The 15,678-nt window shown below is 63.2% G+C and carries 14 protein-coding genes; 5 read left to right on the plus strand and 9 right to left on the minus strand.

Annotated features, from left to right (window positions below; genetic code table 11):
• Positions 1–209 precede the first annotated feature (209 nt).
• Positions 210–1,415 (plus strand): GGDEF domain-containing protein, encoded by a 1,206-nt coding sequence (locus OCT39_RS12850; protein WP_263584863.1) that lies wholly within the window; start codon positions 210–212, stop codon positions 1,413–1,415.
• Here the strand turns inward: OCT39_RS12850 and OCT39_RS12855 are convergent.
• The 4 genes from OCT39_RS12855 to OCT39_RS12870 form a co-directional block, all read right to left on the minus strand.
• The gene (locus tag OCT39_RS12855; RefSeq protein WP_263584864.1) at positions 1,410–1,886 is read right to left on the minus strand and encodes an Lrp/AsnC family transcriptional regulator; all 477 of its coding nucleotides are present in this window, start codon (positions 1,884–1,886) and stop codon (positions 1,410–1,412) included. The genes OCT39_RS12850 and OCT39_RS12855 overlap by 6 nt on opposite strands.
• A 6-nt stretch (positions 1,887–1,892) precedes the next feature.
• On the minus strand, positions 1,893–2,924 hold the full coding sequence (doeB, locus tag OCT39_RS12860) for a N(2)-acetyl-L-2,4-diaminobutanoate deacetylase DoeB (protein WP_263584865.1): 1,032 nt from the start codon (positions 2,922–2,924) through the stop codon (positions 1,893–1,895).
• A 64-nt stretch (positions 2,925–2,988) separates the two neighbouring features.
• Complete coding sequence (gene doeA / locus OCT39_RS12865; protein WP_263584866.1) at positions 2,989–4,188, minus strand: ectoine hydrolase DoeA; 1,200 nt, start codon at positions 4,186–4,188, stop codon at positions 2,989–2,991.
• Positions 4,189–4,384: 196 nt separating this feature from the next.
• The gene (locus OCT39_RS12870; protein WP_263584867.1) at positions 4,385–5,392 is read right to left on the minus strand and encodes a DNA topoisomerase IB; all 1,008 of its coding nucleotides are present in this window, start codon (positions 5,390–5,392) and stop codon (positions 4,385–4,387) included.
• A 130-nt stretch (positions 5,393–5,522) separates the two neighbouring features.
• On the opposite strand from OCT39_RS12870, the gene OCT39_RS12875 reads away from it, so the two are divergent.
• From OCT39_RS12875 to OCT39_RS12890, 4 genes are all read left to right on the plus strand, one after another.
• Positions 5,523–6,458 (plus strand): 2-hydroxyacid dehydrogenase, encoded by a 936-nt coding sequence (locus tag OCT39_RS12875; RefSeq protein WP_263584868.1) that lies wholly within the window; start codon positions 5,523–5,525, stop codon positions 6,456–6,458.
• Positions 6,459–6,533: 75 nt separating this feature from the next.
• Entirely contained in the window at positions 6,534–7,223 is a 690-nt protein-coding gene (locus OCT39_RS12880; RefSeq protein ID WP_318152967.1) for a hypothetical protein, read from the plus strand.
• Between the two features lie 15 nt (positions 7,224–7,238).
• Positions 7,239–8,165: a lysine exporter LysO family protein gene (locus OCT39_RS12885; RefSeq protein WP_263584869.1), complete on the plus strand. Its 927-nt coding sequence runs from the start codon at positions 7,239–7,241 to the stop codon at positions 8,163–8,165.
• Between the two features lie 41 nt (positions 8,166–8,206).
• Entirely contained in the window at positions 8,207–8,752 is a 546-nt protein-coding gene (locus OCT39_RS12890) for a cysteine hydrolase family protein (RefSeq protein WP_263584870.1), read from the plus strand.
• Positions 8,753–8,777: 25 nt separating this feature from the next.
• Here the strand turns inward: OCT39_RS12890 and OCT39_RS12895 are convergent, their stop codons facing one another.
• From OCT39_RS12895 to OCT39_RS12915, 5 genes are all read right to left on the minus strand, one after another.
• Positions 8,778–9,371, minus strand: a complete 594-nt coding sequence (locus tag OCT39_RS12895) for a GNAT family N-acetyltransferase (RefSeq protein ID WP_263584871.1) — start codon at positions 9,369–9,371, stop codon at positions 8,778–8,780.
• Between the two features lie 53 nt (positions 9,372–9,424).
• Positions 9,425–10,624, minus strand: a complete 1,200-nt coding sequence (locus OCT39_RS12900; protein WP_263584872.1) for a serine hydrolase domain-containing protein — start codon at positions 10,622–10,624, stop codon at positions 9,425–9,427.
• 20 nt (positions 10,625–10,644) lie between these two features.
• On the minus strand, positions 10,645–12,843 hold the full coding sequence (locus OCT39_RS12905) for an OsmC domain/YcaO domain-containing protein (RefSeq protein WP_263587340.1): 2,199 nt from the start codon (positions 12,841–12,843) through the stop codon (positions 10,645–10,647).
• 106 nt (positions 12,844–12,949) lie between these two features.
• A complete protein-coding gene (gene argA / locus OCT39_RS12910; RefSeq protein ID WP_263584873.1) occupies positions 12,950–14,260 on the minus strand; it encodes an amino-acid N-acetyltransferase in 1,311 nt (436 codons plus the stop codon).
• A 150-nt stretch (positions 14,261–14,410) separates the two neighbouring features.
• Positions 14,411–15,676 (minus strand): inorganic phosphate transporter, encoded by a 1,266-nt coding sequence (locus tag OCT39_RS12915; protein WP_263584874.1) that lies wholly within the window; start codon positions 15,674–15,676, stop codon positions 14,411–14,413.
• Positions 15,677–15,678: the final 2 nt, after the last annotated feature.

The following is a 15,678-nucleotide window of genomic DNA, read 5'->3' on the forward strand; positions in this document are numbered from 1 at the left end:
TCACCCGAAGTGTTTTCGAAAAACGCGGCCGAGCGTACGCTTTTTTTGGTGGCTCGCGCTTCAACGACGGTTTTTTTTGGTTCGCATGTGCAAATACGGCACTTGCAAACATTTGTGGAGTAAACTCATGAGAGTTAAATGATCTTTTTCATGCCGGCATCGTTTGAGTGACCCATTGCCCCCGTGCCGGCATCATAGAGGCCGATTTCGTGTATCGACTCACTTCCTACTACAAGGCGCTTTCGCAACGCGCCGGCGACCTGACGGTCCGTGATCACTACGATAATTATCGACACGATGAGCGCCTTCGCTCGATCAAGCTGCTCACGCTTTGGCTCGCGTTTTTCTACTTTTTCTACACGCTGGTCGATATCTACCTGCTTGATGATGTCACCTGGCGTTCGATATTGATTCGCGGGCTGCTGGTGGGGCCGACCACGGTCGCACTGATGCTTTACTACGACCGGCCCGGCCCGATTCGGTTAAAGGAACTCGCAGGCACCTGCCAGGCCTGCCTTGGATGCGTCGCCTGGTGTCTGGTGATCGTTGGCTCCCACGACCCGAGCGTGCTCGACTACTTCTATGCCGGGCTAGTGTTCATTCTCGTGCTCACCATCGTCTTTACTCCGCCATTCGAGTACAGCGTTTACGCCTCGCTGTTCGTGTTTGCGTGCCTCTACTCGACCGTCTGGTTTCTGGAGGGAGTGACGCCAGAGTACGTCGTGCGTAATCTGTCCGTCGGCGTGCCGGTGCTGGTGCTGTCGCTGATGGCCAACTACCGCTTCTCCTCCGAGTCGCTGCGCCTCTATATGGAGAATCTGCACGTGGAGCGCCTGCGCGGCGAGCTGACCGAGCGTAACGTCGAACTCGAGCGCCTTTCGCACCTGGACCCGCTCACCGGGCTTGCCAACCGCCGGGCGCTGGCCCGTCAGGAAAAGAAACTGGCGCAGCGCAGCGCTTCGCTAGAGAAAGCCACGGTGATCGTGGTCGATATCGACCATTTCAAGGATTACAACGACCATTACGGTCATGCCGAGGGAGACAGTGCGCTGCGCGAGGTCGCCAATGCCATCAAAAGCGCCTGCGCGCCCAGGGACGTGGTGTGCCGCTATGGGGGCGAAGAGTTTCTGGTACTGCGCTACGGCGAAGCGTCCTGCCACGATAACGCGCTGGCCGTAGCGGAGCACATTCGCGAGCGGGTCGCCGAACGGCGTATTGCCCACCGGGGCGTGCCGGCGGGCAAGGTGACCGTGAGCGTGGGCGTTTGCAGTGGGGCGCTCGGCAGTGGCACCACCCTCAAGGAGCTGACCCGATGCGCCGACCAGGCGCTTTACGATGCCAAGCAGCAAGGGCGCAATCGGGTGTGCCGGCGCGAGTATGCGCCTTCCCCTCATCACGCCAACAAGATGTCATGACGGCTCGTCGAACTCGAGCGCCAGCGGTTGGCGCTTGACGGTCTTGGTCACGATATACGTAAAGTAGCGCTCGATACCGGCCTCTGAGACCAGCCAGCGATCCATCTGGCGCTGATAGCTGTCGATCGAGCGTGCTTCGAACTTCACCAGGTAATCCACGCCGCCGCCGACCGCCACGCACTCGGTGACCTCCGGCGTTTCGAGCACCAGCGCCTCGAAGCGCGAAAAGCTCTCCACGTTGTGCGCCTTGAGCTCGATCTGCACCCACACCGGGTTGCGCGGCACCAGAGCCTCGGCGTTGATACAGACGGTATACCCCTCGATGACCCCGGCCTTCTCGAGCCGCTTGACCCGCTCCCAGCAGGGGCTGATCGATAGATTGATCGCCTCGGCCAGTTTGGACTTGGTGATGCGTCCATCGCGGCTGAGAATGTCGAGAATCTTCAGGTCATAGCGGTCGAGTTTCAGCACGTGGCGTTACGCCTCAAGTCGGTCGACGACATCGGCGATCACCGCGAGCGTATCTCCCATATTGATAAGCGACGGTGCGCGGCGCGCCATCAGAACACCGTCGCGTTCGGCCTTGTAAGCCACCGGCTCGGCGCCGCTTCGCGACATGTCGTACACGTAAGCAATGGTCTGGCCCTTTTGGACCGCATCGCCCAGCGCCACGGTCAACTCCAACACGCCCTGGTGCTGGCTCTGCACGTAGCAGCGGGCATCCGGCATATCGAGATAGACCTGGCCGCCTTCCGGCATGGCCACCTCGCCTTCGACCAGCCCGTAGTGAATCAGGAAATTGCGCACGCCCTGTTCGGCGATCGCCATGCTGTGTGGGGTGGACGTGCCGCCGCCGCCGAGCTCGGTGGCCACGAACACCTTGCCCTGGCGCTCGCAGGCGGTATCGAAAAGCCTTTCCGCGTCGAGCTCGAACATCACCATGGCGTAGGGCGCCCCGAACGCTCTGGCGCCATCGAGGGCGGCCCGCTGCTGATTCTTGTCATCGAGTACGTGGGAGGCGGCAAACGGCAGGATATCGAGGGTGCGCCCACCGGAGTGCAGGTCGAGCACCACGTCGCTCATCGGTACCAGCACGCGGGTGAAGTAGTCGGCGATCTGTGCGGTGACGCCGCCATCCGGGTCGCCGGGAAAGCTTCGGTTAAGGTTGCCTTTATCCATCGGCGAGGTGCGCGTGCCGGCCATTACCGCCGGAGTGTTCATGCACGGCACGATGATCACCCGCCCGGAGACCTCTTCGGCTTTCAGGGCGCTTGAGAGCTTCAAAAGCGAGGTGATGCCTTCATACTCGTCGCCGTGGTTGCCGCCGGTCAGAAGCGCAGTGGGGCCGTCGCCATTTTTCACCACGGTGACGGGAATCATCACCGCCCCCCAGGCGGAGATATCGGTGGAGATCGGCAGCTTCAGAAAGCCGTGCTGGACACCGTCGGTGTCGAAATCCACGGTGGCGGAGACGGGGCTTGGCCGCCGGGTGCTCGCTTGCTGAGTCATGCATATGTCCTTGTGTCGAATCGTCGTCGGCGCGATGGCGAACGTGGAGCCTATCGTCGCCTCGCTACTTCACAAATAGCTGCCGGGGAAAGTTCGCCAGGGTCTCGCAGCCACTTTCGGTGATCAGAATGCTTTCGGTGATCTCAAGGCCCCACTCTTCTACCCAGAGCCCGGGCATGAAGTGAAACACCATGCCAGGTTTCAGAACCGTTTCGTCGGACGGGCGCAGGCTCATGGTTCGCTCGCCCCAGTCCGGTGGGTAGGAGAGCCCGATGGAGTAGCCGCAGCGGGCCCCGCCGCGATCAAAGCCGTACTTGTCCATCGCCGCGCCCAGGGCCATGGCGATATCCGCGGTGCGGTTGCCGGGTCTGGCCACAGCCAGGCCGTTTTCGATGCCTTCCAGAAGCGCGGATTCGGCGCGGATGAAGTCTCTGGGGGGCGTGCCGAGAAACACCGTGCGCGACATCGGGGCGTGGTAGCGCTTGAACACCCCGGCGATTTCGAAGAACGTGCCCTCGCCTTCGCGAAACGGGGTGTCGTCCCAGGTCAAGTGCGGGGCGGCCGCGTCCTTGCCGGTGGGCAGCATCGGTACGATGGCCGGGTAGTCGCCGCCGAACACGCGGCCCTGCTCATCGACGAAGCCTTCGATGCCGACGCGATAGATCTCCGAGACCAGCTTGCTCTTGGGAAGCCCCGGCTCGATCACTTCGATGATGCGCGAGTGCATGCCCTCGACGATGCGTCCGGCCACGCGCAGATACTCGATCTCCTGAGGCGACTTGATCGCCCGGCACCAGTTGACCAACGCGTTGGCGTCCATGAAGCGGGCGTGGGGCAGCTCGCGTAGAAGGCTTTGGTAGGCCTTGGCGGAGAAATAGTAGTTGTCCATCTCCATGCCGACCACGCCGGTGTGCCAGCCGCGCCCGGGCATCACCGACTGTGCCAGATACTCCATCGGATGCATGTCCGGGTTCTGCACGTAGTAGTCGGGATAGTAGGTGATGTTCTCCGGGTCGATCCAGCAGGTGCGAAGCGCTCCGTTGGCGTCCATACGTCGTCCGAACCAGACCGGCTCGCCTTCGAGCCCCACCAGTACGCACTGATGGACATAGAACGACCAGCCGTCGTAACCGGTCAGCCAAGCCATGTTGGAGGGGTCGCTGACGATCAGTACGTCGATACCGCGGCTGGCCATTTCAGCGCGCACCTTCCAAAGGCGCGCGGCATACTCTTCGCGAGTGAAAGGCAGGGAAACCTCATTCATCGAGCAACTCGCCCTTTTAAATCACTAAAAACCAGCTTGCTGGGCCCATGCAGCGAAAGGTCCGTGCGAGCACCGCCATTGCCGTCTTGAGCCGATACTAGCACCGACCCTTGGCGTTGGGTCAAAGGCTTTATCAAAAGCCCTTACCAAAAGCCCTTATCAAAAACCGGCCGTGCTGGCGTGGCGTCGACGCGCGTCAGCTCTTGCGCTTCAGGCGACTTTTCAAAAGCTCGAGCACGGCGCGCTCGTCCGGCCCGGTCAGATCCTCGTGTTCGAGCTCGACTTCGACCAGCTGGCGAAAGTTCTCGAGCGTCTGACCGTCCAGGTAGCTCTCCACCACCCGCGGGTCGATGTAACTCGCCCTGGCGATGCTTGGCGTATTGCCCAAGGATTTCGCCACCCGCTCGACGGCCTCGCGCACGTTCTTCTCGCTGACCTTTTCATCCTCGTCGACCCCCAGCTCCTCGAGCGCCAGCGCGGCGATCGAAGTACCCGCCCAGGTTCGAAAATCCTTGGCGCTGAACTGCTCGCCCATTACCTCGTGGATGTAGTCGTTGAGATCATTGCTGTCGACGCGCACCTTGTGGCCCTCGTCGTCGAAATACTTGAAGATCTCGTAGCCCGGCGTTTCATCGAGCTCTGCGACCACGCTCGCCAAACGCGCGTCCTCCACCACCCGGTGCTGGTCCTGGCCGCTTTTGCCACGGTAGTCGAAAATCAGCTCGTCGCCGTCGATGGTCAAGTGTTTCGAGCGCATGGTGGTCAGCCCATAGGAGTCGTTTTGCTGACGATAGCGCTCGCTGCCCGGGCGGAAATAAGCGCTGTCGATCAAACGCACCATGCACGCCAGCACTTTTTCGCGCGGCAGACCTTCTTGCAGCATGTGCTGGCCGGTCACCCTTCGCATCGGCGTGAGCTTCTGGGCGAAGGCGATCATGCGATCGAACTTTAGCGCCTCGCGTTTCTCGCGCCATTTGGGGTTGTAGACGTACTGCTTGCGCCCGGCGTCGTCGCGGCCGGTGGCGTAGATATGGTGGCGCGTGTCGAGGGTGATCTCGACGTCGCGCCAGGCCGGCGGAATGGCAAGCGACTTGATCCAGTCACGCCACGTTTGATCCTTGAGCGTTTCGCCATCTTCGGTTTTATAGGTAAAGCCCTTGCCACTTCGTTGACGCGTGACCACGTGGGCCTTGCGGATTGCCATGGTGAATCTCCTTTTCGCCTCAAAATGGGCGCCGACGTGGCGCTGAGGGTGCGCGGCGTCCTTGCAGCCCTTCCCCCACTTAACCCATGATAGCTGGTAACCTACAACATGCGATTCACGGAGGTTTTTCATGAAGATCGTGGTACATACCGACCAGGCCGACCAGTGGCAGGCCGCACTCAGCGAGGCGCTACCCGAGGCAACGGTGCTCAAAAGCGATGCGCCGGCGCAAGAGCGCCAGGGCGCCGACTATCTCGCCGTCTGGAAAGCGCCGGGGCACCTGCTGGCCGAGCAGCGCGCGCTTAAAGGCATCATCAACCTGGGCGCCGGTGTGGATCACCTGCTCGCCTCCCCCGAGCGCCCGGCAGACGTACCGATCGTCAAGCTGCGCGACGCCGGTATGGGCGAGCTGATGGCTGACTACGTGCTCTACGGGGTGCTGCATTTCTATCGCAGCATGGACCGCTACAGCGCGCAGCAGCCAGGCGCGCAGTGGCAGCCACACGAGGTCGTGGAGAAAGCCCAGTGGCCGGTCGGCGTCCTGGGGCTCGGGGCGATCGGCCAGGCGGTGGCGAGCGCCCTCGACCAGGCCGGTTTTCCGGTGCTGGGCTGGAGCCGGTCGCCCAAGACGCTCAAGAACGTGCGCTGCCTGCACGGCGAGGCGGGGCTCGATGAGCTGTTGGGCCAGGTTCAAAGCGTGGTGACCATTTTGCCGGACACCCCGGCCACTCGGCATATTCTGAACGCCGAGCGGCTCGCGCGCCTGCCCAGGGGCGGAAGCGTGATCAACCCGGGCCGGGGCGGTCTGATCGACGAAGACGCCCTGCTCGAGGCGCTTGGAAGCGGTGAGCAGGAAGGCCATTTGCGCGGCGCCCTGCTGGACGTGTTCAGCGAGGAGCCACTGCCGGCGGCCCACCCGCTTTGGCAGCATCCGCGCGTGTTGATCACGCCGCACATGGCCGCCCCCACGCCGCTGGCGGACGCCATCGACCAGGTGATCTCGTACCTGCACGCTTTCGAGGCCGGCGACGCCATCGCCACGGTCAACCCAAGCGACGGCTACTGACGGCCGCGACGTTTTGACTGAACGAAGCGCTGAGCTCGACGCTCTCAGGGAAGATTGAAGCAAAGGAGAAGGATCGTGCTCAAACCTGTACCTTCGCGCCGCCGCGCCGCCTGTCTGGCGCTTGCGTGCCTGACCATGGGCGCCACCGCGGCCAGCGCTGCGGCCCAGACGCCGGAGCTTGTCGCCCCGCGCCCTTTCGAGGCGAGCTACCGGCTGGAAATTCGCGGCTGGCCCGGCGCCACCGTGCGCCATACGCTCAGTCAGGAAGGGCTTCATTGGCTCTCGAGCATGCGTTTTTCCATCGCCGTGGCCAAGGGTGAGGAGCGCAGCCGCTTCGCGGTGGAGGGCAACGACACCCGGGCGCTGCTCTATTCGAGCAGCTATTCCCTGCTGGGCGTCGGCGACGACTATACGCTTGGTGAGGCCGAGCTTACCGCCCTCGATCGTCAAACCGCGCTGTTCGATCTGTCGCGCCGCGTGGAGAGAGCCGAGTGCACCGAGCGTGCGCCCTGCGACATCACCTTTCTCGACCATCGCGGGCGCGACGAGCACTTTCAGTACTACGTCCATCCGGAAACCACCGTGAGCGTTCCCGCCGGTGATTTTCAGGCGCCGAGCGTCACGCTTACGGACGTCGAAAAGCCGGATCGCCATATCGACTTAAGCTTTCACCCCCAGTGGCCCGGCCTGATTCTCTCTGCGGAGTACATCAAGGATGGCCGCCGGGATACCACCCTCACGTTGACACGGTTTGCACCGCAATAAGGCTCGCCCACCCCCATGTTCTCCGGTTTACTCATCGTACTGCTGCCTCTGATCGGGGGCTATCTTTTGCGCGTTCGCTCACCGCGGCTGCTGGAACTCATCAATCGCGGCGTCAGCGCCTCGGTGTATCTGATTCTGCTGCTGATGGGCGTGAGCCTGGCCGGACTCGAGAATCTGGCGGGCCAGCTCTCGACACTGGGGGGAAGCACGCTGGTGCTGTTTTCGATCACGATGGTGTTCAACCTGGCCGCCCTTGGCTGGCTATCGCGCAGGCTGACGCTCAAGGCTGGCGCATCTAACGTGGTCGAGAACGCGCCGACCAGCAAGCTTGCCGCGATCAAGGGCTCACTGTTACTGCTGGTGACGGTCGTACTGGGTGTGGTGTTGGGTCTGCTGCTGGCGCCGCTTTGGGGCCGCGAACTGTTCACCACGGCGGATCTGCTCGCCGAATGGGCGCTCTACGCGCTGCTCGTGCTGATCGGGTGTCAGCTACGCAACTCCGGCATGGCGCTCAAGCAGATTCTGCTCAACCGGCTGGGGCTGGCCATCGCCGCGACGCTGGCAGCGAGTTCGCTACTGGCCGGGCTTGCCGCCGCGCCGCTTTTATCGCTGACGCCCTTTGAGGGGCTCGCCATGGCCTCGGGCTTTGGCTGGTATTCGCTCTCGGCGATTCTGATCGGCGACCAGCTCGGCCCGCTGCTCGGCGGCGTGGCGTTTTTCAACGACCTGGCCCGGGAGCTTTTAGCGTTCGTGCTGATTCCGCTGATCATCCACCGCCACGCGCCGCTTGCCATCGGCGTCGGCGGCGCCACCTCGATGGATTTCACCCTGCCGGTGATCCAGCTGCACGGCGGCGTGGCCTGCGTGCCGGTCGCGGTGGTCAGCGGCTTCATCCTGTCGCTTTTATCACCGCCGTTGATTTTGTTCTTTCTCTCGCTTTAGATACACCAGGGCGCAGCCACACCACGACCGAAGGGGCAGATATGAAAGCACTGATCAACATCGACTACACCGTTGACTTCGTCGCCGACACCGGCAGTCTCACCTGCGGCGCGCCGGGCCAGGCCATTCACGATGCCCTGCTGGCGCTGACGAAGTCGTTCGTCGAGGCCGGCGACTTCGTCGTGTTCGCCATCGACCGGCACGCTCAAGACGACCCCTACCATCCGGAAACGGCGCTCTTTCCGCCCCACAATATCGTGGGTACCGAGGGCCGGGCGCTCTATGGCGAGCTCGCGGCGTACCACGCAAGCGTAAAGCACGCACCCAACGTGCATACGATGGACAAGAGCCGCTACAGCGCCTTTCACGGCACCGACCTTGAAATCAAACTGCGCGAGCGCGGAATCACCGAGGTGCATCTGGTCGGCGTATGTACCGATATTTGCGTACTGCACACGGCGGTCGATGCTTACAACCGGGGGTTCAAAATCGTCGTCCATCAGAACGCCGTGGCAAGCTTCGACGCCGCCGGCCACGCCTGGGCGCTGGGTCACTTTCAGAACGTGCTGGGCGCCCAAGTGGTCTGACCCCGTATCGCGGCCAATAGCGTTCTCAGCCCGGCGTCAATCGCGCGAGCTTGCTCCTCAAATTCATGCGCACCGCCGGCCACTCGGATTCGATGATCGAATAGATCACAGTGTCGCGCAGCGAGCCATCACTCAGGATCTGGTGGGCGCGCAAAATACCGTCCTGCTTGGCGCCCAGCGACTCGATCGCCGCGCGCGAAGCCCGGTTGAAGAAGTGGGTGCGAAACTCGCAGGCAATTGCCCGGGAGGCCTCGAACAGATTCGATAGCATCAAGAGCTTGCACTCGGCATTCACCGCGGTGCCGCGCACGCTCTGGGAGTACCAGGTATAGCCGATCATCGCCCGGCGGTTGGCGGCGTCGACGGCGTAAAACCGCGTTGTACCGACGATATCGCCGCTGGCCAGGTGGCGCACGGCGTAGGCCAGGTGACCGCGGCTGGCCTCTTCGATGGCCCGCTCCACGTAGGCGGCCATCTCTTCGGGGCGCGGGATACTGGCGTACCAGAGCGTCCAGCCCTGCCCGTCGCGCACCGCCTCGGCTAGCGCCTCGATATGCCCGGCGTTCAAGGGCTCCAGGCGCACGTGCTGGCCCTCGAGCTGCTGCTCCTGAATAAACATCGCTACCTCCTGACGGATGGCCCTTGTCTGCGCGACCGAGTCGCGCGGCTCGTCTAACGCTCGGCGCCGCTGGCGGCCAGGTGGTCGCTCAGGGCGTGGAAGAACTGGGTGATCGGCACGATCTCCATGGCTTCCGCCTTGGGCTGGGCGCTGGTCATGGCGATGACCATATCGTTGTCCGGGTCGATGAATACCCACTGGCCGAAGATGCCTACCGCCGAGAAGGCGTTATCGCCTTCCGGCCACCAGGAGTAGCCGTACTCGATCTCCTCGCCACCGATCTCGTGAGGTCTTGCCGACTCCGTCACCCAACCTTCCGGCAGCACGTTCGGCGCACGCTGCTCCTCGAGCACGAACTGACCAAAGCGCGCATAGTCGCGTAGCGTGATCAGAAGCCCACTTCCGCCGATCTCCTGGCCATCCTCGCCGTCGAGCCACCACTTTGCATCGGTTTCCATGCCGTAGTTCGCCCAGATCTTCTCGGAGAGGTATTCAGAGGCGCTCTTGCCTACCGCACCGTTGATGATCGCCGAGAGCAGCTGGGTTTCGCCGGTGCTGTAGTTCCACACCGTGCCGGGGTCGGCGGCGCGTTCGAGCCCGCCCATGAACTCGAGAATCGCGCCCGGGCGCTGCTCGAGCTGAAGCTCGAGCATCTGGCGGCGCTCGGAGTCCGGATCGGCGTAGGTTTCATCCCAAGCCACGCCGGAAGCCATCAAAAGAATCTGCTCGACGCTGACGTCGTCATAGACGCTGCCCTCGAGCGCCGGCACGTAGGTGCTGACCGGGTCGTCGAGACTTTCGATATGGCCATCCTTGAGCGCGGCGCCGATCAGCGTCGAGGAGACCGACTTGGCGATCGACATCGACATCCAGGGCGTCTGGGCGGTATTGCCGAGCGCGTACTGCTCGAACACCACGTCGTTGTCGTGCACCGCCATCAGCCCGCTCACCCGGTTGAGCGCCATGAAGTCATAAATGTCGTAGGTCACGCCTTCATGGGTCAGCGAGAAATCCTCGAGCGAGGCGTCGCGCTGACCAAACCGATGCGGCTCGGCCGCCGCCTTGACCGTGCGGGTTGGGAAGAGCCGGTCGATGTGGCGCGAAAGCTCGACCTGCTCGTCGGGCATCATCTGGCCGCTATACAGCTTTCGCACCTCGCTTTGGCTTTGCTCGGAGCTCTGGGCCCAGGCCGCCGGGGCAAGGGCCAGGGCGCCGGCGATCAGCGAGGTGTTGAGTAGCGTCGGTGTGGTCATATCACCCTCTCTTGATTGGCTCACGCAAGGCCCGCTTTGGCAGCACGCGCGGCGTGAAGTTTCCTGTAGCTTTCGATCAGGCGCTGGTGGCGCTCCAGACCGTCGAGCTGCAGGTTGGTGGGCGTGAGCCCGTAAAAGCGCACGGAGCCTTCGACGGAGCCGACCACCGCCGCCATGGTCGCCTCGCCGAACATGCGGGTGAAATTGGGCAGGTAGTCGTCGAGCTCCAGCTCGTCGTCCAGCGCGATCTCCAGCACCGCCTGTACCGCTTGGTAGAAGAGCCCGCGCTCGACGGTGTTGTCGTTGTACTGCAAAAACATCTCGACGCAGTCCAGCGCCTCGTCGAGCCGACCCAGCGCCAGAAAGATCAGAAGCTTGAGTTCCAATATAGTGAGCTGGCCCCAGACGGTGTTTTCGTCGAACTCGATGCCGATCAGCGTGATGATGTCGGCATGATCGTCCATCTGGCTCTCTTCCAGGCGCTCGACCAGATCCGTGAGCGCCTCGTCGTCGAGGGCGTGGAGGTTGAGAATATCCTCGCGGTAGTCGAGCGCCTTGTTGGTGTTGTCCCAGATCAGATCCTCGATCGGGTACACCTCGGAGTAGCCCGGCACCAGAATGCGGCATACCGGCGCGCCGAGATCCTCGTGAACGGCCATGTACACCTCGGCGTCGAGCTCGGCGAAGATGTCGAACAGCGTCTCGGCCTCCTGCTGGGAGGTCTTGCGCCCTTCGTCGGTGAAGTCCCACTCGACGAACTCGAAGTTCGAGCGGGCGCTGAAAAAGCGCCAGGAGACCACGCCGACCGAGTCGATGAAGTGCTCGACGAAGTTGTTGGGCTCGGCCAGCGTCTGGGAGTTGAACGTCGGCAGCGGCAGATCGTTCAGGCCTTCGAAGCTGCGCCCCTGCAACAGTTCCGTGAGGCTACGTTCGAGTGCCACCTCGAAGCTTGGGTGGGCGCCGAAGGAGGCGAACACGCCGCCGGTGCGCGGGTTCATGAGCGTCACACACATGACCGGGAACTGGCCGCCCATCGAGGCATCCTTCACCAGCACCGGGAAGCCCTGGGCCTCCAGCGCCTGGATGCCTTCGACAATACCCGGGTACTTCGCCAGCACCGCCTGGGGTACGTCCGGAAGCGAAAGCTCCTGCTCGAGAATGTCGCGCTTGACCGCGCGCTCGAAAATTTCCGACAGACACTGCACCTGGGCTTCCGCCAGGGTGTTGCCGGCGCTCATGCCGTTACTCAGAAACAGATTCTCGATCAGATTCGACGGGAAGTAGACCGTCTCGCCATCCGAGTGGCGCGTAAACGGCAGCGAGACGATGCCGCGGTCCACGCGTCCGGAGTTGGTGTCATAAAGATGCGAGCCGGCAAGCTCGCCTTCCGGGTTGTAGATCGCCCGCGTATGCGCATCGAGGATCTCCTCGGGCAGTTCGTCATTGGGGCCCGGCTGAAACCACTTTTCATTCGGGTAGTGGACGAAGTCACTGCCCGCGATCTCTTCGCCGAAGAACTGGTCGTTGTAGAAGAAGTTGCACGACAGGCGCTCGATGAACTCGCCCAGCGCCGAGCACAGCGCGCTCTCCTTGGTCGCGCCCTTGCCGTTGGTGAAGCACATGGGGGCGGCGGCGTCGCGAATGTGCAGCGACCAGACATGGGGCACGATATTGCGCCAGGAGGCGATCTCGATCTTCATGCCCAGATCCGCAAGGATGCCGCTCATGGTGGCGATGGTCTGCTCCAGCGGCGCATCCTTGCCCTCAATAAACGTTTCGCCGCCTTCGGGGGCGCCCATGAGAAGCGCCTGAGCGTCCTCGTCGATGTTCTCGACCACCTCGATCTGAAACTCCGGGCCGGTCTGCACCACCTTTTTCACCGTGCAGCGGTCGATCGAGCGCAGCATGCCCTCGCGGTCCTTTTCGGAAATGTCCTCGGGCAGCTCGACCTGGATCTTGAAGATCTGCTTGTAGCGGTTTTCCGGGTCGACGATGTTGTTTTGGGAGAGCCGAATGTTGTCGGTCGGGATATTGCGCGCGTTGCAGTACACCTTGACGAAGTACGCCGCGCACATGGCGGATGAGGCCAGAAAGTAGTCGAAGGGGCCGGGGGCGGAGCCGTCGCCCTTGTAGCGAATCGGCTGATCCGAAATAACGCTGAAGTCGTCGAACTTCGCCTCGAGGCGAAGGTTGTCGAGATAGTTGACCTTGATTTCCATGGGGCAGACGTCCGAATCGATGAGTGTGCCCGGCGCGTTTATATGGCTTTGGGCGATGGCCCCCATTATCCAGTTTTTCGCCCGCCCCGTCTGCCCGTCGCGCGTCTTACAGCGTTTTGATCAGCACCTTGGATTTGCGCGCGTGGTTGTAGGTATCGCGCCTGAGCGGCGGAAGCTCCTCCAGGCTTGCGTCCTGGAAGCCGTGCTCGACGAACCAGTGGGCGGTGTGGGTGGTGAGCACGAAAAGCGCCGCCAGCCCGGCTTTGCGCGCGCGCTGCTCGACGGCCTCGATCAGGCGCTCGCCGCGCTCGCCGCCGCGGTAGCTTTCGTGCACCGCCACGCAGGCCAGCTCCCCGACGCCGGCCTCCGAAAAGAGGTGCAGCGCCGCACAGCCGATCACCATGCCGTCGCGCTCGATCACCTGGTAGTCGTCGATCTCGTGCTCGAGGCGCGCGCGGGAGCGCGCCACCAGCATGCCGCGGCGCTCCAGCGGCTCGAGAAGCTCCAAAAGCCCCGCCACGTCGTTGAGCGTGGCGGCTCGAAGCTGCTCGTAGCGGTGCTCGGTGATCATCGTCCCCACGCCGTCGCGGGTAAAAAGCTCGCCCAGCAGCGCATCCGGGTCCTGCCAGCTGAGCAGGTGCGTGCGCGCCACGCCCTTGCGCGCCGCGGTAGAGGCCGCGCTCAGGTGGCGGGCGAGCTCGGAGCCGGGGGCGGCGGCGGCGAGCCGGGGCTCGGCCTCCTTCGGGCTGAGCTGGCGAAGCAGCCCGCCCTGCTCGTCTTCGAGGCCTTCCGAGTCGCCGAGCAGAATCAGTTTGTCCGCCTTGAGCGCTACGGCGGCGTGCTGGGCGACGTCGGCGGCGTCGAGATCGAACACCTCGCCGGTGCTGGAAAAGCCCAGCGGCGGCAGCAATACCAGCGACCCTTGGCTCAAAAGCTCCTGGATGGCGCCGGCGCGTACCCGGCGCACCTCGCCGCTATGATCGAAATCCACCCCTTCGCGCACGCCCAGCGGCTTGGCGGTGACCAGGTTGCCGGAGACTACGCTTAACTCAACGCCGTGCAGCGGGGAGCTTGGCAGCCCCAGGGAGAGGCGTGCCTCGAGCCACAGCCGCTGGTGGGACGCCACCTGCTCGACCTGAGCCATCACCGCGCGGTCGGCCACCCAGCGCCCGTCGACGTGAACGGGTGCCACGCCCGCCGCGGTGAGCGCAGCCTGCACCTGGGGGCGCACGCCGAACACCACGACCAGGCGAACGCCGAGCGTGTGCAACAGCGCCAGATCCTGAATCAGCTGCTCGCCACGGTGTGAGGCCATGGCGTCGCCTTCGATCAAAATCACGAAGGTTCGCCCGCGGTGCGCGTTGATGTACGGCGAGGCGTTACGAAACCAGTCGACAAAGGGGAAGCGTTTATCCAAGGGGCCGCTCTCCGGCGCAGAGTGAATGAAGGCGTTGGCAGACCGACTACTTTAACAGAGCCCGAAAAACCAGCGCCAAAAAAAACGGCACCGCTTTGCAAGACTCGCCGGGGCGAAGCAAAACGGTGCCGCGTGGCAGGCGCGTTGGCGTTAGCCGAACATGCCCTTGAACATGAAGAAGAACACGATGGCCAGACACGCGCCCGCCGGCAGCGTGATCAGCCAGGACATCACGATGGTGCCGATGACGCGCAGATTGAGTGCGGCCATGCCGCGGGCAAGTCCCACGCCCAGCACCGCGCCGACCAGCGTGTGGGTGGTCGAGATCGGCAGGCCAGTGGCCGAGGCCAGTACCACGGTGCTCGCCGCGGCCAGGGTCGCAGCAAAGCCGCGGCTCGGCGTAAGCTCGGTGATGCCGGTGCCGACGGTGGCGATCACGCGGTGGCCGTAGGTCACCAGACCAAACACGATACCGCCACCACCGAGCACCAGCACCCACCAGGGCACCAGCGCGGCGCTGTCGATCATGCCTTCGCTACGCACCACGCTGATCACCGCGGCCAGCGGGCCGACCGCGTTGGCGACATCGTTGGAGCCGTGGGCGAACGCCATGGCGCAGGCGGTAAAGATCATCAGCACGCCAAATACGCGCTCGACGTTGGCGTAGCCGAAGTGGTCGGCGGCGTTTTGTTCGAACTTGATCCGCCGTTGCATGACGATCCCCAGCCCCATGATGGCCGCACCCAATAGAATCGAGAGGATCAGGCTTTGGCTAAAGCTCAGGTCGAGCCCGACGTGGGATAGCCCCTTGGTGAGCGTCACCATCGAGACGATGAAGCCGACCAGAAACACGTAGCCAGGCACGTAGCGCTTGGCGGCGGCAAAGGGGTCATTGCTTTCGAAAATCAAATGATGAACGGATTTGAACAGCACGTAGCCGATGGTACCGGCCAGAAGCGGCGACACCACCCAGCTCGAGGCGATCTGGGTCACCTTGTCCCAGGCCACCGCCTCGACCCCCAAGCCCACCGCGGCGAAACCGACGATGGCGCCGACGATCGAGTGGGTGGTCGAGACCGGCCAGCCCTTGGCCGAGGCCACCATCAGCCAGATACCGGCGGCCAGAAGCGCCGAGAGCATGCCGTAGACCAGAAACTGCGGATTGGCCTCCAAAAGCGCCGGGTCGATGATGCCGCCCCGAATGGTGGCAGTGACTTCGCCGCCGGCAAGCCAGGCGCCAAGAAACTCGAAAATCACCGCGATGATGATGGCCTGCTTGATGGTGATCGCTTTCGACCCCACCGAGGTTCCCATGGCGTTGGCGACATCGTTGGCGCCCACGCCCCAGGCCATGAAAAAGCCGAATACACAGGCGAGAATGATAAAAATATCGCCATACTGGGCAATAATCTGCATGC

Origin of the sequence: Halomonas sp. GD1P12 (assembly GCF_025725645.1) — a bacterium.
Taxonomy (GTDB): Bacteria; Pseudomonadota; Gammaproteobacteria; order Pseudomonadales; family Halomonadaceae; genus Vreelandella.